Below are 21,296 nucleotides of genomic sequence, written 5' to 3' on the forward strand. Positions count from 1 at the left end.
GTTCAGCAAATGTGGGATTAGGCCGCGCGCTGCAACATGCCGACCACATCAATGATGCGGCCTACCACCTCATCCGGCATGGCGAAGCGTTCGGCGATTTCTGACAGCGCCTGTTTTTCCCGGTGCGCCAGTACGCCGTCTACCATGGCCACCCTCATGGCGAAACAAAACGCGGTTTCGCGCAGCTCCATCGGCAGCACCTCAGCGCAGTTTTCGATCACCGGCTCGGCGCCTGCCTCTTGCAGATCGGCCAGGATCCGTTCGATCAGCGCCAAAACGGCACCTTCCGGCAAACGGGCAAAAATCGGGCTGAAGGCACAGAGGTTCTGCAACAGCGCCATCTCAGCCTCAGTGGCGCGCCCGTCGGAGGCCATGGTCAGCACCGCAGGGGCCAGAACCGCACGCGCTGCGACGGGTAAAACCGCCAGATCCAGCGCCTCTGCGACGACCTGTTCGGCCGAGGGTTGCGTGGATGTTCCGCTGCGCCCCAGAAGGCGGGAAAAAACTGTCATGGTGACCCCTTATATCTCTGTCCTGAGTCCAACGGGCCAAACCGGTCTGGTTTTAGATCAAAACAAGGTTGAAAACTGGCGTCAGCGTGCTTTGATCTGTATCATATGAAGCAACCCAGCCTTGTGTCAGGAAGTGATTAAACAATAAGGGAAAACGTCAATGAGCACCTTTGAAGAACGCGAAACCGCATTTGAAGCCAAGTTCGCCCATGACGAAGAGACCAAGTTCAAGGCCGAGGCGCGCGCGAACAAGCTGTTGGGCCTTTGGTCCGCAGAACAGCAGGGCCTGAGCGGTGAGGCGGCAGAAATCTACGCGCTGACCGTGGTGAAAGCCGATTTCGAAGAGGCCGGCCACGAAGATGTGATCCGTAAAGTGGTGGCAGATCTGGAAGGCAAGGTCGAAGCTGAGGTGATCCGCGGCAAACGCGCTGAAATGCTGAACGAAGCCAAGGCGCAGCTGATGCGCGAAGCTGAATAAGCCCAAGCCCGAAAAATGCTGAGAAACGCGGCGGTTCTCGCCGCGTTTTGTCGTTTCCGCCACAGCGCCCTTGGCCTTTGGCCCTTATCTCTATAGCTTCCCGCGAATCCGCCGTTAGGCGAATGACCCCATTTCTATATTGGACAAAGCGATGACCAACGCCCTTTCCCGTATCCTTGAAACCCGCGACTGGCTGCTGGCCGACGGGGCGACCGGGACCAACCTGTTCAACATGGGCCTGCAATCCGGCGATGCGCCGGAACTGTGGAACGAACAGCACCCTGACCGCATCAAGAAGCTGTACCAGCTGGCGGTGGATGCAGGCAGCGATCTGTTCCTGACCAACAGCTTTGGCGGCAATGCCTCGCGCCTGAAACTGCATGACGCAGGCAACCGGGCCCGCGAACTGTCGCGTATGGCCGCCGAGATTGGCCGTGAGGTTGCAGATGCCTCGGACCGTGACATCATCGTTGCGGGCAGCGTTGGGCCGACCGGTGATATCTTTGCGCCGATGGGCCCGATGACCCATGAGATGGCGGTTGAGATCTTCCATGAGCAGGCCGAGGGCCTGAAAGAGGGCGGCGCCGATGTTCTGTGGCTGGAAACCATTTCCGCCCCTGAGGAATACAAAGCCGCTGCCGAAGCTTTTGCCCTGGCGGACATGCCCTGGTGCGGCACCATGAGCTTTGACACCGCCGGGCGCACCATGATGGGTGTGACCTCGGCGCAGATGGTCGACATGGTGGAAAAGCTGCCGAACCCGCCGCTGGCCTTTGGTGCCAACTGCGGTGTTGGGGCCGCCGACCTGATGCGCACCGTTCTGGGCTTTGCCGCGCAGGGGTCTGAGCGTCCCTTCATCGCCAAAGGCAACGCCGGCATTCCGAAATATGTTGATGGCCACATCCACTATGACGGCACGCCTGAGCTGATGGCGGAATATGCCGTGCTGGCACGGGATGCGGGCGCCACCATCATTGGCGGCTGCTGCGGCACCATGGCGGAACACCTCTCAGCGATGCGCGCGGCGCTGGAAAGCCGTGAACGCGGCCCACGCCCAACCCTGGAACAGGTGGCCGAAGCGCTTGGCGGTTTCTCCTCCTCCTCGGACGGCACCGGTGACAGTGCTGAGGCCCCGGCGCGCCGCAGCTCCCGCCGTCGTCGCGGTTAAGCGAACTTCGCTGTGTAGAAATTCAGCGCTGTTCCCCATCCTCGGGGGGCAGCGCTTTTTTAACGGCTGCGAGCAGTTCTTTGGCGCCAATGGGTTTTGACAGCACCTCAACCGCGCCCAGCACCTTGGCAATGTGCAGATAATCCGTCGCCGATCCACGGGCACCGCCCGAAACGGCAATGATCGGCAGGTCGCGGTGGGATTTGCGCAGGGCATTGATCACCTCAACCCCGTCCTTTTCCGGCATCATAATATCGGTGATCACCAGATCATACCGCCCCTGTTCAATCTGGCGCAGCCCGATGGCGCCATCTGCGGCCGAGCTGATCCGGTGACCGTCGCTGGCCAGGATGATCTCAAAGGCTTCGCGCACCAACGGGTCGTCTTCGATCAGTAAAATATGTGCCATCACCCCACCTCCGCCACACGCTGGGCTGACCGCCCTGCCCCGGCCGCAGGCAGCCAGACCTGCATTTCGGTGCCGCGCCCCAGTTCAGACTGCACCTCAATCCGCCCGCCCGCCGCGCGCAAAAGGGCCTGAACCTGCCAGAGGCCCAGACCGGTGCCCGCGCCCAGCGGTTTGGAGGTGAAATAAGGATCAAATATCCGCTGTTGCAGCGCCTCGGATATGCCCGTTCCAGTGTCTGACACGGTCAACACCGCCGCGTGGCCGTTCGGATCTGGCCCGCTGGGCGGATGCAGCCGAATGTCCAGCTGTCCTGGCGCGCCATCCATCGCCGCAACGGCGTTGGAAAACAGGTTCATCACGATGCTTTCCACATCGGCCCAGGCAATGCCCAAGGGCGGCAGATCATCGGCCAGGCTGACCGTCATCTTAACGGTGGTCGGGCAGCTGAGCCGCATCAGTTCCACCAGCGAGCGCATCGCCTCACTGGTGTCGGGCACAACAAAGCCTGCGGCCTCGCGCCGGGCGAACCGCAGCACACGGTCCACCGACTCGCGCGCTTTCAACGATCCGGCATAGATCAGTTCGACCTGTCGCCGCCGTGGATCATCTTGGGGGGTTTCGGCCTCCAGCAGTTCAGACAATCCGACCAGCGGCTGCAGCTGATTGTTCAACTCATGCGCCAGCCCACCGGCCAAAGTGCCCAGACTGTCGATTTTGCGCGCATGTGACAGGTCCCGTTCGTTTTCCAGCGCCCGCTGGGCCAGCCGCGTTGCCTCACGCGCGCGGCGCACGGCGTACCACGCCAAAGGCATGGGCATCAGCAGGACGATCAGGATCACCTCGTCCAGTTCCCAGGTTTCATGTGCACGGGTGAAGGAATGCAGCCATTCGAAGGCCTCAAATTCGGCGGCGGGAATCCACATCAGCAATAGGATCACCGCCATGATCCCAAGGTCACGCCATTTCTGCGATGGAAGATATCTACGCATTGGGGCCTCTGCTTTTTGCCAGCCTATACAGGGAAACTACGGTAAATCCAGAAATTTCAACCGGGCAAAGCGTTTGGAGGGCGTCATAGGTCCAACGCCATCTGATCGCCGGGGCGCGGCGGTGGCGCAAACAGATCACAGCGCAGGGCGGGCTGGGGCTGATCCAGACCCAGACGGCGGGCGGCCAGTTTGAACCGGTGTGACAGGATCTGCGCATAGTGCCCTTCACCGCACATCCGCTTGCCCCATTCAGCCGAATAGGCCTGCCCCCCATGCATTTCGCGCAGCCGGGCCATCACCCGGCCGGCCCTGTCAGGGTAGTGTTCCGCCAGCCAGTCCTGAAACAGCGGTGACACCTCGCGCGGCAGGCGCAGCATGATCCAACTGGCCGAACGCGCACCGGCCGCCTGACCGGCGGTCAGGATCGCCTCCAACTCAAGATCAGACAGCCCCGGCACCATGGGCGATGCCATCAGCCGCACCGGGATCCCCGCCTCGGAGAGCCGTTCAATGATCTGCAGGCGGCGTTTCGGGCTGGGCACCCGGGGTTCCATGCGCCGGCTCAGATCCGCGTCCAAGGTGGTCAGCGAGATCCCCACCCGCACCAGCCCCTTTGCGGCCATGTCCTGCAGAATATCAATGTCACGTTCCACCAAGGTGCCCTTGGTCACAATCGCCAGAGGATGATTGAAATCGCGCAGCACTTTCAGACAGTTGCGCACAATTTTCAGATCCCGTTCAATCGGTTGGTAGGGATCCGTATTGGTCCCCAAGGCCATAGTGGCAACCTGATAGGATTTGCGCCGCAGTTCCTGTGCCAGCACCTCTGCCGCGCCTGTGCGGGCGATCAGGCGGGTTTCAAAATCCAACCCCGGGGACAGGCCCAGATAGGCATGGCTGGGCCGGGCAAAACAGTAGATGCAACCATGTTCGCAGCCCCGATACGGATTGATGGAGCGGTCAAAAGGCAGATCCGGCGACCGGTTGTAGGTGATCAGCGATTTGGGCCGTTCCTGCCGCACCTCAGTGACGATCCGCGCCTCCTCCGCCGCGGTCTGGCCGTCCTGCCAGCCGTCATCAAAAGGCATCCTCTCAAACCGTTCAAACCGGCCAGAGTCATTGCTGGCCGCCGCCCGACCACGGCGGCGCTGCGGCGCAATGGGCGTCGCGGCATGTGGCGGCAGAGCCGGGTCATCTGGGGCGGGTTTCCTGTGCATGGCACCAAAATAGAACATTTGGAGAACATCGCGCAAGGCCGCGTGGTCTGAGACCGGCAAAACCTGCCTAGCGCCTTATAGACACAGAACAATCACCAAAATTTCAGACCCTCAGGTCGCAACTGTCCTTCGCCAAGTCGCAAATTGCCCAGACCAAAGGGCCACAAAACCGCCAAAGAGAAGAGAGAAACACCGCCTGCAGTCCCTGTGGGCCCTACCCCAAGCCGGATCCCCCTGCCCGAAATTTGCAGGGCAGAGCAAGTCAAGGAAGCGCGCCATGTCGGACGAAGACGATATCATCCTGTCGGACCTCGATGATGAGGAACTGGTTCAACAGATGTTTGACGACCTCTACGACGGTCTCAAGGAAGAGATCGAAGAAGCGGTCAACATCCTGTTGGAACGCGGCTGGCAGCCCTATGACATCCTGACCAAAGCGCTGGTCGGCGGCATGACCATCGTGGGCCATGACTTCCGCGATGGGATCCTCTTTGTGCCCGAAGTTCTGCTGGCGGCAAACGCTATGAAGGGCGGCATGTCGATCCTGAAACCGCTGCTGGCGGAAACCGGCGCGCCGCGCATGGGCTCGATGGTGATCGGCACGGTCAAAGGCGACATCCACGACATTGGCAAAAACCTTGTGTCGATGATGATGGAAGGCGCTGGCTTTGAAGTGGTGGATATCGGCATCAACAACGCGGTTGAGGCCTATCTGGAAGCGCTGGACGAACATAAGCCCGACATCCTGGGCATGTCGGCGCTGCTGACCACCACCATGCCTTACATGAAGGTCGTGATTGACACGATGATCGAACAGGGCCTGCGCGATGACTACATCGTTCTGGTCGGTGGCGCGCCGCTGAACGAAGAGTTCGGCAAAGCGATTGGCGCTGACGGCTACTGCCGGGACGCTGCGGTGGCCGTGGAAATGGCGAAGGAATATGTCGCCCGCAAACACAACCAGATGAGCGCTTAAGGCCGCGTCTCCCCTATGACGCGGTTTGATGACAGCACCCTCACCTCCGAGACCCTGGCACCTCTTCCGGGGTCATCTTCAGGTCGGGGGCGGGTGCTGATAATCGCCTGTGGTGCGCTGGCGCGGGAAATTCTGGCGCTGCGCGATCTGAATGGCTGGGCCCATATGGATCTGACCTGCCTGCCCGCCATCCTGCACAATCACCCCGAAAAAATCGCCGCCGCCGCGCAGGAGGCGATCGACAAACACCGTGGGGATTACGGTCAGATCTTCATGGCCTACGCCGATTGCGGCACTGGTGGCGCCTTGCAGACGGTCTGTGACGCCGCAGGGGTGGAGATGATCGCAGGGCCACATTGCTACAGTTTCTTCAGCGGCAATGAAGCCTTTGAGGCCGCAGGTGAAGTGACCAGTTTCTTCCTCACCGATTTTCTGGCCCGGCAGTTTGACACCTTTGTGGTGAAGCCGCTGGGCCTAGACCGGCATCCAGAGCTGGCCGAGATGTATTTCGGCAATTATGAGAAGCTGATCTATTTGGCGCAGACCGACGATGCCGCCCTGACCGCCAAAGCCGAAGCCGCTGCCGAGGCCCTGGGGCTGGCGTTTGAACGGCGGATGACGGGGTATGGCGATTTGGCGGCGGCGCTTGAGACGCTGAGCAGCACAGCAGGTTGACAGCGAGGATTGGGGCGCTGCCCCAAACCCCGGAGTATTTGGAAAACGGTGAAAGCGGTTTAGGCGGCTGCGGCCGCGGTTTCGCGGATCCGTTCGATCATCGCCCGCAACCCGTTTGAGCGCTGCGCGGACAGGTGATCATTGAGGCCCAGCCGGCCAAATTCAGCGCGCGCATCAACCGCGGCGACCTCAGCCAGTGGCAGATCATTATAAAGCGCGCGCAGCACCGCAATCAGGCCGCGCACAATCATCGCGTCACTGTCGCCTTCGAAGCGGAACACGCCGCCCTCAATCACCGGGTGCAGCCAGACCTGACTGGCGCAGCCATCCACCTTGGTGGCAGGCACCTGCAGCGCCGCGTCAAGGCCCGACATCGCCTTGCCCAGCTCAATCACATGACGGTAGCGATCTTCCCAGTCGTCCAGAAACTCAAAGTCTTCGACAATCTCTTCAAAGGCGGCGCTGGCCATGGGGGCTCTCCTGAATTCGGCGGGGTCTTGCACCTGTCCAGTTAGGCACAGCGGCCCCAAAGGTCCAGCCCAAAGCACAACAAAGCGCCGATCTGCGATGCAAAGCGCGCAAGCGTCTTTTCAACTGGCCCATGATAGGATACCCAGAGGCAAAGAGATGACAGGCAAGCCTATGCATAAATCCATTTCGGTTCTTCTGATTTCCTCGGTTCTGCTGGTGGGCTGTGGCCAGTCGCGCCTGAACCCGCTGAATTGGTTTGGCCGCGCCGAACCGGTTGCAGCTGCAGACCCAACGGCCACGGTCAACCCGCTGATCCCAAAACGCAATTCCATCACCGCCCGCGATGAAACCTATCGCGGTGAGCTGGTCGCTGTCATTCGCGAGCTGAAGGTCGAACGCACCCCTGGTGGCGCGGTGTTGCGGGTGACCGGTGTGGCGGCAAACCAGGGGTCCTGGGACGTCCGGATGGAGCCGCTGAACAACGGCAAACCGGTGGACGGCGTGCTGACTTATGAGCTGCGCGCCCTGCCCGGTGCCACGACTGTCGGCAGTGAACGGACCCGGTTGATCACCGCAGCGACCTTTGTCAGCGATCAATCACTGGAGGGCGTGCGCAGCCTGCAGGTTCTGGGGGCGGAAAACGGGCTGAGCAGCCGCCGCCGCTGATCAGATGTTGATCTAGCCAGAGCGATCAGAAAAAACGAAAGAAGGGGCCATGCGGCCCCTTCTTTTTGCCTATTTGCGGTGCGATATTTGCAACGTCAAAGTGGCCGGTCACAGCTCAATGATTTTGACGTTTTTGCCTTTGGCCGCCAGCGCTACCTCACCGTTGCACAGGCGCAGCGCGTCGTTGCCAAAGACCTCTTTGCGCCAGCCCTGCAGCGCCGGAACGTCGCGCAGACCTGCCGCGATGGCGTCCAGATCTGCAGCCGGGGCGATCAGCCGCGAGGCAACGCCGGCATGTTCGGTCTTGGCCTTCAAGAGAACCCGCAGCAGATCCGCCAGCGCCGGGTTGACCTGCAGTTTGTCACGGCTGGTGTCGGGTTTCGGCATCTTGTCTGCCGGGCAGTCCACACCGGCCTTCACAGCGGCCAGAATGCCATTGGCGATGTCGCCTTTGCGCGCCTCACGCAACAGCAGGCGCGAGCGTCCTAGATCCTGCATATTGGCAGGTTTGGTTGAGGCCAGTTCCACCAGCGCATCATCTTTGAACACCCGCGAGCGTGGCACGTTGCGTTCCTGCGCATAGGCTTCACGGAACTTTGCCAGCTCACGCACCACTGCCAGAAACTTGCCGCTGGTGGTGCGGGTCTTGACCCGTTTCCAGGCATCTTCGGGCTGAATGATATAGGTGTCAGGGTTGGTCAGGATCCGCAGCTCTTCACGCACCCAGGCATCGCGGCCGGTCTTTTCCAGCTGCGCCGAGAGGTATTCGTAGATCACCCGCAGATGGGTCACATCCGCCAGCGCATATTTCTTCTGCGCATCGGTCAGCGGGCGGCGCGACCAATCGGTGAAACGCGAGGTTTTATCGAGACTTTGCTTGGCGATCTTGCGCACCAGAGTTTCATAGCCCACCTGTTCGCCAAAGCCGCAGACCATCGCCGCAACCTGCGTGTCAAACAGCGGTTCGGGAAAGACGCCAGCCTCCACAAAGAAGATCTCAAGATCTTGCCGGGCGGCGTGGAACACTTTGACAACGTTGGTGTCTTTGAACAGCTCCAAGAGCGGCGCAACCGAGATGCCATCGGCCAGCGGGTCGACCAGCACAGCATTGTCATCGGTGTCGCCGGGCATGGCCAGCTGCACAAGACAGAGTTTGGAGTAGTAGGTGCGTTCGCGCAGGAATTCGGTATCGACCGTCACGTAGGGATGTTTGCGGGCCTCTGCACAGTATTCGGCCAGCGCCTCGGTCGTTGTAATCGTCTTCATCAGAGAGCTTTTCGCCTCATTCTTTAAAGGGCTGCGGGGTCATCCCGCGGGATCAAACCAACCATCCCTGACGTTTGGGTATGGTGGATTTGAAAGCCTTACGCCATTGCAGCACGGTTGCAAAGCCAGCAAAGGCCTTCAAATGAGGGTTTTACGGTGTTTTGCGGCATTTCTGCCCGGCGACAGCATTTATAAAGCGGAAGTCAGCCCAGCATCAGTGGCGCATGGTCCCCTGCCGCGAAACGGCGCAAGACTGCCGGGTAGAGCAGATGTTCCTGCACCAGAACACGTGCGGCCAAGGTGTCAGCGGTGTCCCCCGGTTCAACCGGCACCCGCGCCTGGCCCAGGATTGGGCCATCGTCCAGTTCCGGTGTGACCAGATGCACGGAACATCCGGCCTCAGCATCGCCGGCCTCCAAAGCGCGTTTATGGGTGTGCAGACCTTTGTATTTCGGCAGCAGTGAGGGGTGGATGTTCAGCATCCGCCCGTCCCAGTTGCGCACGAAGCCTTCGGTCAGAACCCGCATAAAACCGGCCAGACAGATGATATCAGGCTGCGCGGCCTCCAACTGGCGCTGCAGCGCGGCCTCAAAGGCCGGGCGGTCACCCTTGAACGGGCGATGATCCACGGTAAAGGTTTCGATCCCCATGGCAGCGGCCTTTTTCAGGCCCCCTGCCTCAGGATCATTAGAGCCAACAAGGACGGCGCGTGCAGGGTGATCGCCCTGCATGCTTTCGACCAGTTTGACCATATTCGAGCCGCCGCCCGAAATCAGCAGCGCAACCCGTTTGGTCACAGCAGCGAACCCTCATAGGCGACGCCGGGCGCTTCGGTGATCGCGCCCAGTTTGGTCACGGTTTCACCGGATGCTTCCAAGACTTTGGTCAGCGCCTCGGCTTCTTCTTCGGCGACAACAAGGATCATGCCGATGCCGCAGTTGAAGGTTTTGAGGATTTCGGCCTCTTCCATGCCACCGGTTGCGGCCAGCCATTTGAAGACAGGCGGCAGGTCCCAGCTGCTGAGGTCGATGGTGGCACCCAGATCTTCGGGCAGCACACGCGGCAGGTTTTCGGTCAGACCACCGCCGGTGATATGGGCCAGCGCATGCACGCCACCGGCGCGGATCGCCTCCAGCACCTGTTTCACATAAAGGCGGGTCGGCGCCAGCAGGGCCGCGCCCAGCGTCTGGCTGTCATCCCATGGGCAGGTTGCGTCCCAGCCAAGGCCCGAGACCTCGACCAGTTTGCGCACCAGCGAATAGCCGTTGGAATGCACCCCGTTGGAGCCAAGGCCCAGCAATACGTCACCGGCTTTCACACCCACAGGCAGGTCCGCACCGCGTTCCATTGCGCCCACCGCAAAGCCAGCAAGGTCAAAGTCACCTTCACTGTACATGCCGGGCATTTCTGCGGTTTCCCCGCCAATCAGCGCGCAACCGGACTGTTCACAACCAGCAGCGATGCCGTTGATGATGCGGGTGGCGCTGTCCAGTTCCAGTTTGCCGGTGGCAAAATAGTCCAGGAACAACAGCGGCTCAGCGCCCTGACAGACCAGATCGTTGACGCACATGGCGACCAGATCGATGCCGATAGTATCAACATTGCCGGTGTCAATTGCGATGCGCAGCTTGGTACCCACACCGTCGGTGGCAGCCACAAGGATCGGGTCTTTGTAGCCCGCGTCTTTCAGGTCAAACAGCGCGCCAAAGCCGCCAAGACCTGCCATCACACCCGAGCGGGCCGTCCGCTTGGCCGCTGGCTTGATGCGGTCGACCAGCGCGTTCCCTGCATCGATATCCACACCTGCGTCTGCGTAGGTCAGACCGTTCTTGCCCTGGCTCATAGATAGATCCCCCGAGTGCCACCGGTAATTTGGCGCCTCCGATAGACCAATGGCGACCACATGTCCATGTTTTCCGTGCTGCAGCTGCAAAACACTGCAAAAGCCTAAGTTCAGAACCCATTGATTGCCGCCGCGCTGCGCGGGGCCAGCAAAATTATTTTACCAGATTTGGCGAACTCAAAGGTATGGGTTCGCTGCGCATGCGAGAGTTGGCTAAGCACTTGGGAAATATACCGCAAGCCCGGCCAAGGCAGCATTTTCCCTATAAAATTAAACAATTGAGAACGAGCGCGGAAATCAACATCCGGCCACCATTCTGCGCATGGATGATCTGCGCCACCGCACCCTCAACCCAGACGAGATACCGCCAGCTAAGACCCTGCGCGGTCAGGTCGTTAGTATGCTTGCAAGAAATGTGCACCCGTTAACCAGTCCAGAAAGATTTACGATGTCAGTAGACCCCACTACCCATGACACCAGTGATCTGTCGCAGCAGTTAGCCTACGCGGCCTACGAACACCTCAGCTGCCCGATCATGGTGTGTGACGACCAACTCATCATTCGCTATGCAAACTCGGTTGCCTTTGAGCTGTTCCAAAGCCTCGAAGCTGACATCCAGGCAGACCTCCCGCATTTTTGCGCCAGCGATATCATTGGGCAGAAGATTGACGTCTTCCACAAAAACCCCGCCTACCAGCACAAGCTGATTGCCGCGATGAGCGAGACCCACCTGGGCAAGTTCAAGATTGGCACCACCCATCTGGCCTTCCACGCGTCGCCCAACTTCAAAGAAGACGGCACGCTGGACGCAGTGGTGGTGGAATGGCAGGACCGCACGTCTGAACATCAGGCACAAGAAGACCTTGATGCCTTCCTCGGCGACGTCAAAGCAATGGGCGAAGCCCATGAGCGTGGCGAAACCGGCACCTTCATCGCCTCGGCCAACTACCCTGACGGGCTGGCAGAAGTGTCCAAGGCCGTGAACGCCATGGTGCGCGGCCACATGCATCTGCAAAACCAGATGGTCGAAGCCGTCGAAGCCTATGCCTGCGGCAACTTCAACCACAAACTGGAACAGTTCCCCGGTGAGAAAGCCTATATCAATCAGAGCTTTGATATGGTGCGTGACAGCTTCCACGGGCTGACGAACGAGATCCGCAAAGCCTCGGAATCGATTGTGAACGGCGATCTGGCCATCACCATTGAAACCAAGAAATTCCAGGGTGAATACCGCGAAGTTCTGGAAACCTTTGACCGGGCCTTTGGTGACCTCAGCAACATGATTGGTGAGCTGAACACCCAGATTCAGGAAGTCTCCAAATCGTCGGAAATGGTCTCCTCCTCCTCCTCGACCCTGTCGATGGGCGCGGAGCGGACCAGCCAGGCGATTGATGAAATCTCCTCGTCCTTTGATGAGACCGAAAGCATGGTGCGCGCCACCTCAGATGCGGCCAATCAGGCCCATGAAGTGGCCAATTCTGCCAGCCAGACAGCCACCGAAGGCAGCGAAACCATGGCCAATCTGCTGAGCGCGATGGACGGTATCGATGCCAAGGCACGCTCCATTGCCTCGATCAACAAAGTGATCGATGAGATTGCCTTCCAGACCAACCTGCTGGCGCTGAACGCAGCCGTGGAAGCGGCCCGTGCGGGGCAGTATGGTCGCGGCTTTGCCGTTGTGGCCCAGGAGGTGCGCAACCTCGCCGGTCGTTCTGCCAAAGCGGCGCAGGAAACCACATCGCTGATCGAAGATTCGACCCAGGCCATTCAGGACGGGGTGAAGATCGCCAACGATATGGACACCGCCTTCCGCTCGCTGTCGGATGCCTTTGACGATGTTCAGTCGTTGGTCAATGAGATCAACGTGGCCACCCGTGAACAGCAGTCCGCGGTGTCGCATATCTCAAACTCGGTTGGTGAAATTGCCACCAACGCCGCCACCACCGACACTGAGTCTTCGTCTCTGGCAGCCGGTGCGGAGGAGCTCTCCTCCTCCACCAGCATGATGCGCGCCCAGCTGGGCCGTTTCAAACTGCGCGACACTGGTTCACCGATGGCAGCCGCGATGGCGGATTTCGATCTCTCCAGCCTCAGCCCCGAAATGGCGGCACAGGTGCAAAAGATGCTGGAAGATGAAAATCTGACAAAATACGCCGCCGAATAAGACAGCAGGACGAACGGGTTCTAAAACTCAGGCGCGGTCAATCATGACCGCGCCCTTTTGACGTTTCAAATATCTACGGGGCGACGGTTGCCACGCTCAGGTATTTTGAGCCTCTATGCTTCAGCCAGAGCCGCCATTTCCGGGCGCATTTTCCAATCCGCTTTCAGATCGCGCAGCAGAGGGAAGGTTTTGAACAACATCGGCAGGGTCTCTGCCTTCACAGGCTCCGTGCCACGGCGCCCTTTACTGTCATTGCTGGCATGGACCGAGCGGATATACTGGGGTTCCAGCGTGTGAATGACCCGCACTGGGCGGCGTTCCAGCACCTTGTGGTGGGCCACGCGGAACGGGCTGCGGTGGCTTTCGGATGGCGCCACAACCGTCAGCCCCAGATTGGTGGCCGGAACGTTGCGCGGGATAAGCTCGAGATTGCCATCCTCAAACAGCGCGGTGACGCCCCGCGGCCAAGACAGGAAGACGTAGTTTGGCTGGTTCGCTTTGCGCAGCGCAACCGCAGCGTTTGCCTCACCGCGCAGGTCTGCGGTGAAATCGACCCCCACCGCATCATCATCATCCAGCACAATCTGCGCCGTGTGGGCATAGCGGTTGAAGGTCTGCCAACGGTATTTTTGAAACACCTTTGAGGTCGAATCCGGCTCGCGGAAGATCACATGGGCGCGCGGCCCCAGCATGTCATTGCAGACTTCTTTGAGGCGGTCCTGATAGGGTTTCGGCATCAAGGTGGAGGACAGCACAATCAGGTTGAAATCCTGATCCGTCTGATCCCGCAGCGACGGCAGCGCCACCTTGCGCAGGTAGTATTCGCGTTGCTCCAACCGTTCCGGCGAAAACAGCTTTTCGGGATCACGGCTCGCCTCACCGCGCCAGCCAGACTGGCCGTAAAAAGAATACCGCATCAAATAAAGCAAATGCATTGCGCAAGCCTCACCCTGTCGCGGTGTTCTTGAAAATACTGCCCACACCGCTGTTTGTTATCTGATGAGAGTCTAACGCCTTTGCCCCAGAGCCGCAATTTTTTTGCGATCATCGATCGCCGGCAGGTCCGCGCGGCCTGTCAGCCGCTGTTGATGTATGCCGTTACATGGGCCAGCGAGGGCAGACCGACCAAAGGCTAGCATTGAACTCCCCTGACACCACAATGAGGCGCCGCGTCTCTTGTGACACTAAAGGAAAGCCGAAAAATGCCAACAAACGCAAACAAATAGGTCGGCAAACAAACTCAGTGCTCCGATCGCATTTCATTCTCTTGACCGCCTTGCCTGACGACCTAGGTGGCCAAAGGATAGTTAAATCGGAGTCTTATCGTGACCGGCTTTAGACGATCCCTTTCAGGCACTAAAAATTCAACCCACACCTTTCTTTTCCAGTATATTGGCGCCGCGACAATGGCCCCTTTGCTGATCGCAACAACGGCTGCGGCGCAGGATCGCGACCCGTTCCTATTTTACGATCAAAACGGCACCAAGGTGCGCGGCCATTTGCAGGCGGGGATCAACTTCCCTGTTGAATCCAACCTCTACTGGAACCTGCCGCAGGCAATCACACCGGGTCTGGATTTTGGCCCCGACACCAGTTGGGTCGAAGCCTATGTCAAACCCGGCATCAGCTTTGAAAACACGCTTGATTCAGGCGGCACGATCTACGGGAAATTGTCCGCCGTCGCCTCCTACACCTGGGGCACGGACGCCTTTGACACCGGCGACACCGGCGCCACCACACTGGAAGAAGGCTACATCGGCATCCGCGGCACCGCGGGCGCTGGTCTGACCTACGATGTTTCCGTGGGTCCGCGCGAGCTGAAGCTTGGCACCGGGATGCTGATCTCAAACGGGGCCACCAGCGGGTTTGAACGGGGTGCGCTGAAACTTGGCCCCCGCAAGGCCTGGGAAATGTCAGCCATCGCCAAGCTTTCGGGCAATGGGCTGACCGGTACGGTGTTTTACATTGATCCCAATGAATTGCCCTCCACCGATGCGGGCAATGAACTGGCAGGCATTGATCTGCGCCACGACGGGGCGCAGGGCAGCTATCTGGGTGCCACCTACATCCATGTTTTGAACTCAGGCTCCCCCTACCCGCAGGCCGCACCGGGTGGCATTGGCGCCCCGTCTGTTCTGACCGGCCCACGTGAAGGCACCAATACGATCAACCTCTATGGTAAAACTGCGCCCTTTGCCGGGGCGCTGGCGAACTGGACCTTCACCGGGGATTATGCCTACCAGTGGAACGACACCGTCGATCTGGAGGCCTGGGCAGGGCGCGTCACGGCAAGCTATGCCTTCCAAGGCATAGCCTGGTCACCTGTGCTGACACTTGGATATCAAACCTTCTCCGGCGATGATCCCGACACCACAGCCTTGGAACGGTTTGATCCGCTCTATTACGAAGGCAGCCCCAGCGCCTGGGCAACGGGGTCAAAGTCCGCCTCGACCTTTATCAACTCCAACGTCAATGCGCTCTCAGTAGCATTGCAGGTGAAACCCAGCCCGAAAGACACCGTCACCTTTCGCTATTCCCACATCCGTGCGGATGAGCTGAACAGCCCGATCCAATTTGGTCAGGGCACCCGGGTGGATGCCAATGGCGTGGTGGTCAGCGGGGTGACAGATGCCCATCTCGCTGATGATTTCTTCGTGGAATACAACCGAATTATTAACCGCAACACCTATTTGACCGCTGGCGTCTCCATCTCCCTTCCCGGGGCTGGGATCAACAATGCCGCCGGTGGAAATGCTGACAATTGGAACGGAGGATTTGTGAATGTCGTTGTCAACTTCTAGGCTCATGGCCCTGGCTGCAGGCGCTTTTCTAATGGCGGGGGCGATGAACCCCGCCTTGGCCCAGTCAAAACCGCTGAGTGCGCAGGAGTCTGATCCAAACGTCATGGGCTGGATGCAGGGCTTCCCACCGCCGGCCGACAAGATGATCACCCAGCCGGATTCCAACTACTTCAGCTTCCCTAAACTGCGCTGGTCAGTCTGCCACCTGCGGGAGTTTTTGCCGACCGAGGAAATCAGCCGTGGCATTGGCGCGCCAAGCCCGCTGAACTACCCCTCTGCGGCTGAGTTTGCCACGCTTCGTGGCACCATCGATGCGCTGACTTTCACGCCGATGAACAGCGACAGCCCGATGACCTGGGAGGAGTCGCTTTATACCAATTACACCGACGGGATGCTGATCCTGCACAAGGGTGAAGTGGTGTATGAACGCTACTTTGGCTGCCTGAAAGAGGATGGCAAACACGCCATCATGTCGATGACCAAATCGATCACCGGCCTGTTGGGGCAGATCCTGGTCAGCGAAGGTGTCTTGGATGACAGCCTGCTGGTGCGCGACATCATCCCGGAAATTGGTGACAGCGCCTTTGCCAGCGCCACGGTGCGGCAGGTGATGGATATGACCACCGGCGTGAAATACTCCGAGGATTATTCAGACCCCAACGCCGATATCTGGCTCTACTCCGCCGCCGCCAGCCCCCTGCCCAAGGCCGAAGGCTATGAAGGCCCCAATGGCTACTGGCAATATCTGCAACAGGTACAGCCAGAGGGCAATCATGGCGATGCCTTCCATTATAAAACTATCAACTCGGACATGCTGGGCTGGATCATCAGCCGGGTGACCGGAAAATCGGTGACCGATCTGGCCTCAGAACGGCTGTGGCGGCCGCTGGGTATGGAACAGGACGCTTATCAAACCGTTGATGCGATGGGGGTGCCTTTTGCCGGTGGCGGCGTCACCGCAGGGCTGCGGGATCTGGGCCGGCTGGGCCAGCTGTTGCTGAACGAAGGCAACGCCCACGGCACGCAACTGTTCCCGGTCGATGTGGTCAAAACGATCAAGGCTGGGGGGGATCAGTCGAAATTCATGGGTTTCCCGACGATTGAGAACGGCAGCTACACCAGCCAATACTGGGTCTTCCACAATGACCACGGTGCCTTCGCGGCGCGCGGGGTCCACGGCCAGACGATCTATGTTGACCCCACCGCGGAAATGGTTCTGGTCCGCCTGTCCTCTTTCCCGCAGGCCCAAAACGGCTTTATCGACCCAACCTCCCTGCCCGCTTATCAGGCAGTGGCGGAATTCCTTTTGGCGCGTGACTGACATGCACCGTTGATACGCTGCGAAACGGGCCCCAAGCGGGCCCGTTTTTCATTGTTCGGGGGCTCTAGATTGATCGCCTTATCAAGCTGTCAGGCGTCACGACGCGACGCACTTCGGGCAGCCAGCAATCGATGTAAATGCGGCCGGATCCGGTCGTAAAACAGATTGAAAACAAACGTATAGATCAGAACAAACACAATAATTGCCGCTTCCAGCTGAACCGCGGCCCAAAGGGTCAGCTCAAGCCACCAGGCCACGGGCGGCAGTGTCAGTGCCACAAAACTCGCCTCAAACAAAGTGGCATGCAGCACCCGCAACCGGAGGGATTTGGTCAGGGTGCCGCGCAGCAGCAGCATCGCCCGGTCAAACATCGCATTGAAGGTGACATTCCAAACCATCGCAGCCAGCGACAGGAACAGGCCGATCGTGACCGATTTCTGCACGTCCACTTCACTGATCAGAGGGATCAGGATGGCGATGCACAACAGCGCAACTGCTTCAAATAGAACCGCGTGAAAGATCCGCTCGGATAGGCGCATTTTGATTTCCTCTTTGCTTCACCCCCTGCATAACCCTATTGGTGAGATCAAAAAAATTAAGTACCATCTACATATCAGATAGAAGGATCGACCAATGCGCGCATCGTTTGAACAGCTGGAAGCCTTCGTCGCGACCCATCATGAGGGTTCCTTCTCAGCCGCTGCCCGCAAATGCGGCAAGGTGCAGTCGGTCATCAGCACATTGGTTGCCAATCTGGAAATCGATCTGGACGTTGAACTGTTTGATCGCAGCAGGCGCTACCCCGTTCTAACCCCGGCCGGCCGTGCACTGATCGCTCAGGCGGAGCTGTTGCTGGAACGGCGCAGCCGGTTTTTGGCTCTGGCGGATGCGCTATCGATCGAGACCGAAGACCGCGTGACACTGGCGATTGCACCGCATGTCAAACTGGCAAACCTGGGCGAGATCATACGGCGGTTTAATCAGGAATTTCCCTCGGTGGATGTCGATATCCAGTCAAACTCCTCCGGAGAAATCCAAAGCTATGTCGAGGCTGGCCAAACGGATCTTGGCATTGTAGTGGAACCGGAAGAAACCCCAAAACACCTGGATTTCCGCCCCTTGGGCAAACTCAAGCTGGTCTGTGTCTGCAGCCCCGACTATGCGCTGTCACAATTGCCGTTAGTGCCTTGGGATCAGCTGCGACTGCACCGGCAAATCCTGCTGAAAGAGGCCCATACGTCCGACACGGCCATGTTGCAGGCCTCCCCCACCATCTGGGAGGTCAGCACCGTCGCCGAAGCCGTTGATTTGGTGGTTTCCAAACTGGGCTGGGCCGCCCTGCCCCTGCATGCGGTGGACGCCTTTGTGCAAACCGGTGCACTAAAGATCATGCCTCTGCAGTTTGAGGCAGAACCATATGTGGAACGGGGCGTAGATCTGGTTTGGTCATTTAAAAAACCAATGGGGCCGGCCACCGCCAGCCTCATGGAAAGCCTGGCGGAAACCGCAATTATTCAAAACGCTTACGCTGGCTGAGCCTCAGCACGTAGCTCCTGGGCAAAGGATGCAATCGTCGTCTGGGGCTCGCCCAAGATACGCCAGGTTTCGGCGCTCACCTGTTGCTCACTTGTTTGTTCCAGGAAGGACAAAAGGTGTTCAAAAAAGATCGCCTGATCTTCTGGCAGCCCCATCTGCCGCACGGTTTCAAACGGAAGTTTCAGCACCTGCGCTTCTGGTGCAAAATGGCACAAGAACTCCTCCGATCCTTGTGCAAACGTCATGGCTTCACGCCCCTGAACCGCAAACTCCTTGCCCCGCGCGGCAGGGTTGTCGATGGCATTAAAAACCAGCGCCGCCAGTTCAGTTGTATTGGTAAAATAGATCGGGTTCACGTGTTCCCCGATGACTGCCATCTCCTCACCCTCAAGGAATTTTGGCATCGAATCCATAAACACAGAGCAGTAGAAAAACGTGTAAGGAATGCCCGAGTCTTTGATCGCCGCGATCCCTTCTTTGCGGATGGCATTGGTGCCGTAGGCCATGCCCTTGGTGGAAAACTCAGGATGAATGAAGTCGATCCCGGCAATTTGCATGATATGGCAAACACCCGTTTTCTGGGCCGCCGCAACAATGTTTTTCACCCCTTCCCGCTCGCTATGGAAGGGCAGCGTCACTTCCAAAGATTCCGTGTTGAGCGTGATGTAAAGCGTCTCGGTACCCGCAAGGGCCGTGACCAAGCTGGCCGGATCCGCGACATCGCCCTGAACCAGCCGCACGGATGCGGGCAGGATGGTTTTTGCCCGGGCAGGATCACGGACAACGGCTGTTACCTCAGCCCCCTGTGCCACAAGTTTCGCCGTGACCCGATGCCCCAAATGCCCGGTTGCACCGATGATTGTGATTTTCTTTGACATAGATTCGTCTCCTTTTCCGGAGATTTCTACGGGCAGCGATGAGATAGTATTAGTCACTATCCATTCATGAAAGCGATATATTGAAGATGCATCTCCCCGCCTCGCCCCGTAACACAAGGCGATTACCTTCAAACGCGGGGCTACGGGGGCCACCGACAGGGCGCAAAAAGGATCTGAACCAAATCTGACCACAGGGTTTTGCCGCCCAAACGATAGCCTGACGAACGCCAGCCGTGCAGTTGGCAAGATGAAAGCCATTGGCTAAAAGCACAAACCACAAAGCCCATTCGCGCCGATGATGGCGGCCAACCCGAGAAAGCAAAAAAGCCCTCAAGTCTTTCGACTTAAGGGCTTTTTATGGCTCCGGCGGTAGGGATCGAACCTACGACCAATTGATTAACAGTCAACAATTCACCACATAGGCAATACCGGCCAAACTTGACCAAACCGATCCAAACACTCCTCTAATCACAAGAAAAACAAACACTTAACAGACAAACCTTTTGACTACACCCCATTTGGGCGCTATTGGATCAGAATGCACCTTAGACATTTCGGGCCCCAAAACGGGACCCCACCGGGACCCACATTGGAGAAATTGAGTGCACCCGAAGACAGATCTCCCGCCAATCGGGCGAGCCACCCTTAAAGATCCTGAAATTCCAGGCCTGGAACTTAGGGGCAATAGCAAAAGTGCGACATGGACACTCCGCCACCGTGTAGACGGCAAACGGATCCGTGACACCATTGGCCGCTGGCCGGGTCTGACAACAGTTGCAGCCCGCAAAGCCGCGCACGCAAAGCTTGCCTCAGTCGCTGTTACCAAAGCATCTGGCGGGGACGTTCTTGCACAGCGCGCGGAACGCCAAAAGGTTAAGAAAGCCAGAAGTTTCGACGAAGCGCTATTGACCTACGTTTCCCAACGCAGCGATCTCCGAACTATTGGTCACGCAGACAGAGTTATCCGCAATGTTTACTCTCGCTTGCTACAAGAAAAACTGCCTTCGTTGACCAAAGCCAAACTATTGGCTTGTACAGACAAACAGCGGGAATCTGCCCCTTCGGTCGCTGACCTTTCCATTCGTTATCTGCGGCCCTTCCTGAAATGGGCATATGACCGTGGAGAGGTTGGCCCAGATCTTCTTACATTGCATGTACGACAAACCGCCAAACGCGACCGATACCTAAACAAGAAAGAACTTGGGGCAGTTCTACGTGCCGCTCAATCTCACGGTACGCACGTCGCCGCAGCGGCCACAATAATGATGATTGCAACAGCCCAGCGCCGCAATGAAGTCGCAGGAATGAAATGGTCAGAAATCAATGGAGACCTGTGGACCATCCCAGGGGAGCGCACCAAAACCGGCAAGGATTATGCCGTCCCCCTGAACCACATCGCTCAGAAAGTGCTCGACGAAGCATCCAAAATGAGGGGAGAAACGGATTTGGTGTTTGCTGGTCGTACTGGAGTCACGCCATTTAATGGCTGGTCAAGGTACAAAAGAAAACTGGACACGGATAGTGGCATTTCAAATTGGACCTTCCATGACCTGCGGCGCACGTTCGCAACGCTTTGTGCTGACGAAGGCATTGACGCCGTGATCGTTGACCGTTGCCTAAACCATGTGGGCGCCGCAACTTTGAACGATGTTGCGCGTCGCTACCAATACTCTTCCATGATCGACCAGAAGAGAGCAGCAATGAAACGCTGGTCTGAAATCGTAACGAATGCATGAAAATTTTGAGTTACTGCACCGACGACAATATACTACTCAGAAACAAAATTTAGTCAACAAAACAATACCATAGACAACAATGCGCAGCCAAGTTAACTATTAGAGCAGAAATCATCCCAAGTGAAAGGACATGCTCTTGGTGCTCCAAAGAACGCTCCACCTGACTCTTTTAGTCGACTGCACATCAACT

General features: G+C 58.3%; 21 protein-coding genes. 10 read left to right on the top strand and 11 right to left on the bottom strand.

All coding sequences use genetic code 11. The features are described 5' to 3' along the window. Nucleotides 1-17: 17 nt before the first annotated feature. On the bottom strand, nucleotides 18-512 hold the full coding sequence (locus tag ACORLH_RS12745) for a tellurite resistance TerB family protein (RefSeq protein WP_321828774.1): 495 nt from the start codon (nucleotides 510-512) through the stop codon (nucleotides 18-20). A 160-nt stretch (nucleotides 513-672) separates the two neighbouring features. On the opposite strand from ACORLH_RS12745, the gene ACORLH_RS12750 reads away from it, so the two are divergent. Next, a complete protein-coding gene (locus ACORLH_RS12750) occupies nucleotides 673-990 on the top strand; it encodes a DUF1476 domain-containing protein (protein WP_321828775.1) in 318 nt (105 codons plus the stop codon). Nucleotides 991-1,141: 151 nt separating this feature from the next. Next, the gene (gene bmt / locus ACORLH_RS12755) at nucleotides 1,142-2,158 is read left to right on the top strand and encodes a betaine--homocysteine S-methyltransferase (RefSeq protein WP_321828776.1); all 1,017 of its coding nucleotides are present in this window, start codon (nucleotides 1,142-1,144) and stop codon (nucleotides 2,156-2,158) included. 22 nt (nucleotides 2,159-2,180) lie between these two features. Here bmt and ACORLH_RS12760 read toward each other — a convergent pair whose 3' ends face one another. The 3 genes from ACORLH_RS12760 to ACORLH_RS12770 all read right to left on the bottom strand — a co-directional run bounded on the left by ACORLH_RS12760 (nucleotide 2,181) and on the right by ACORLH_RS12770 (nucleotide 4,791). Next, on the bottom strand, nucleotides 2,181-2,567 hold the full coding sequence (locus tag ACORLH_RS12760; protein WP_321828777.1) for a response regulator: 387 nt from the start codon (nucleotides 2,565-2,567) through the stop codon (nucleotides 2,181-2,183). Continuing rightward, nucleotides 2,567-3,556 carry a sensor histidine kinase gene (locus ACORLH_RS12765; RefSeq protein WP_321828778.1) on the bottom strand — a complete coding sequence of 330 codons (990 nt, stop codon included), beginning with the start codon at nucleotides 3,554-3,556 and terminating at the stop codon, nucleotides 2,567-2,569. The genes ACORLH_RS12760 and ACORLH_RS12765 overlap by 1 nt, the downstream gene beginning before the upstream one ends. An 83-nt stretch (nucleotides 3,557-3,639) precedes the next feature. After that, complete coding sequence (locus tag ACORLH_RS12770; protein ID WP_321828779.1) at nucleotides 3,640-4,791, bottom strand: PA0069 family radical SAM protein; 1,152 nt, start codon at nucleotides 4,789-4,791, stop codon at nucleotides 3,640-3,642. A gap of 259 nt (nucleotides 4,792-5,050) precedes the next feature. On the opposite strand from ACORLH_RS12770, the gene ACORLH_RS12775 reads away from it, so the two are divergent. Further along, the gene (locus tag ACORLH_RS12775; RefSeq protein WP_321828780.1) at nucleotides 5,051-5,749 is read left to right on the top strand and encodes a B12-binding domain-containing protein; all 699 of its coding nucleotides are present in this window, start codon (nucleotides 5,051-5,053) and stop codon (nucleotides 5,747-5,749) included. Nucleotides 5,750-5,764: 15 nt separating this feature from the next. After that, complete coding sequence (locus ACORLH_RS12780; protein WP_321828781.1) at nucleotides 5,765-6,424, top strand: DUF1638 domain-containing protein; 660 nt, start codon at nucleotides 5,765-5,767, stop codon at nucleotides 6,422-6,424. Between the two features lie 59 nt (nucleotides 6,425-6,483). Here the strand turns inward: ACORLH_RS12780 and ACORLH_RS12785 are convergent, their stop codons facing one another. After that, nucleotides 6,484-6,894 (bottom strand): SufE family protein, encoded by a 411-nt coding sequence (locus ACORLH_RS12785; RefSeq protein WP_321828782.1) that lies wholly within the window; start codon nucleotides 6,892-6,894, stop codon nucleotides 6,484-6,486. 157 nt (nucleotides 6,895-7,051) lie between these two features. Between ACORLH_RS12785 and ACORLH_RS12790 the strand changes: the two genes are divergently transcribed. Continuing rightward, complete coding sequence (locus ACORLH_RS12790; RefSeq protein WP_321828783.1) at nucleotides 7,052-7,561, top strand: hypothetical protein; 510 nt, start codon at nucleotides 7,052-7,054, stop codon at nucleotides 7,559-7,561. 108 nt (nucleotides 7,562-7,669) lie between these two features. Here ACORLH_RS12790 and rnd read toward each other — a convergent pair whose 3' ends face one another. The 3 genes from rnd to purM all read right to left on the bottom strand — a co-directional run bounded on the left by rnd (nucleotide 7,670) and on the right by purM (nucleotide 10,670). Beyond that, nucleotides 7,670-8,827 (bottom strand): ribonuclease D, encoded by a 1,158-nt coding sequence (gene rnd, locus ACORLH_RS12795; protein ID WP_058242790.1) that lies wholly within the window; start codon nucleotides 8,825-8,827, stop codon nucleotides 7,670-7,672. A gap of 203 nt (nucleotides 8,828-9,030) precedes the next feature. Continuing rightward, nucleotides 9,031-9,624, bottom strand: coding sequence for a phosphoribosylglycinamide formyltransferase (gene purN, locus ACORLH_RS12800; RefSeq protein ID WP_321828784.1), 594 nt, complete (start codon nucleotides 9,622-9,624; stop codon nucleotides 9,031-9,033). Continuing rightward, the gene (gene purM / locus ACORLH_RS12805; protein ID WP_321828785.1) at nucleotides 9,621-10,670 is read right to left on the bottom strand and encodes a phosphoribosylformylglycinamidine cyclo-ligase; all 1,050 of its coding nucleotides are present in this window, start codon (nucleotides 10,668-10,670) and stop codon (nucleotides 9,621-9,623) included. The genes purN and purM overlap by 4 nt, the downstream gene beginning before the upstream one ends. A 448-nt stretch (nucleotides 10,671-11,118) precedes the next feature. On the opposite strand from purM, the gene ACORLH_RS12810 reads away from it, so the two are divergent. Then, nucleotides 11,119-12,834 (top strand): methyl-accepting chemotaxis protein, encoded by a 1,716-nt coding sequence (locus tag ACORLH_RS12810; protein ID WP_321828786.1) that lies wholly within the window; start codon nucleotides 11,119-11,121, stop codon nucleotides 12,832-12,834. 113 nt (nucleotides 12,835-12,947) lie between these two features. Here ACORLH_RS12810 and ACORLH_RS12815 read toward each other — a convergent pair whose 3' ends face one another. Next, nucleotides 12,948-13,769 carry a glycosyltransferase gene (locus tag ACORLH_RS12815; RefSeq protein WP_321828787.1) on the bottom strand — a complete coding sequence of 274 codons (822 nt, stop codon included), beginning with the start codon at nucleotides 13,767-13,769 and terminating at the stop codon, nucleotides 12,948-12,950. 471 nt (nucleotides 13,770-14,240) lie between these two features. Between ACORLH_RS12815 and ACORLH_RS12820 the strand changes: the two genes are divergently transcribed. Both ACORLH_RS12820 and ACORLH_RS12825 read left to right on the top strand, forming a co-directional pair. After that, nucleotides 14,241-15,635: an alginate export family protein gene (locus tag ACORLH_RS12820; protein WP_321828788.1), complete on the top strand. Its 1,395-nt coding sequence runs from the start codon at nucleotides 14,241-14,243 to the stop codon at nucleotides 15,633-15,635. A gap of 43 nt (nucleotides 15,636-15,678) precedes the next feature. Continuing rightward, nucleotides 15,679-16,956: a serine hydrolase gene (locus ACORLH_RS12825; protein WP_321828789.1), complete on the top strand. Its 1,278-nt coding sequence runs from the start codon at nucleotides 15,679-15,681 to the stop codon at nucleotides 16,954-16,956. An 89-nt stretch (nucleotides 16,957-17,045) separates the two neighbouring features. On the opposite strand, the gene ACORLH_RS12830 is transcribed toward ACORLH_RS12825, so the two are convergent. Then, the gene (locus ACORLH_RS12830) at nucleotides 17,046-17,495 is read right to left on the bottom strand and encodes a PACE efflux transporter (RefSeq protein WP_321828790.1); all 450 of its coding nucleotides are present in this window, start codon (nucleotides 17,493-17,495) and stop codon (nucleotides 17,046-17,048) included. A gap of 94 nt (nucleotides 17,496-17,589) precedes the next feature. On the opposite strand from ACORLH_RS12830, the gene ACORLH_RS12835 reads away from it, so the two are divergent. Beyond that, nucleotides 17,590-18,492, top strand: a complete 903-nt coding sequence (locus ACORLH_RS12835; protein WP_321828791.1) for a LysR family transcriptional regulator — start codon at nucleotides 17,590-17,592, stop codon at nucleotides 18,490-18,492. On the opposite strand, the gene ACORLH_RS12840 is transcribed toward ACORLH_RS12835, so the two are convergent. After that, nucleotides 18,480-19,370 (bottom strand): SDR family oxidoreductase, encoded by an 891-nt coding sequence (locus ACORLH_RS12840; RefSeq protein ID WP_321828792.1) that lies wholly within the window; start codon nucleotides 19,368-19,370, stop codon nucleotides 18,480-18,482. The two genes, ACORLH_RS12835 and ACORLH_RS12840, sit on opposite strands and share 13 nt — an antisense overlap. Before the next feature lie 602 nt (nucleotides 19,371-19,972). Between ACORLH_RS12840 and ACORLH_RS12845 the strand changes: the two genes are divergently transcribed. Further along, nucleotides 19,973-21,106, top strand: coding sequence for a site-specific integrase (locus ACORLH_RS12845; protein WP_321828793.1), 1,134 nt, complete (start codon nucleotides 19,973-19,975; stop codon nucleotides 21,104-21,106). The last annotated feature ends 190 nt before the right edge of the window (nucleotides 21,107-21,296 follow it).

Source organism: Thalassovita sp. (assembly GCF_963691685.1).
Lineage (GTDB): Bacteria > Pseudomonadota > Alphaproteobacteria > Rhodobacterales > Rhodobacteraceae > Thalassobius.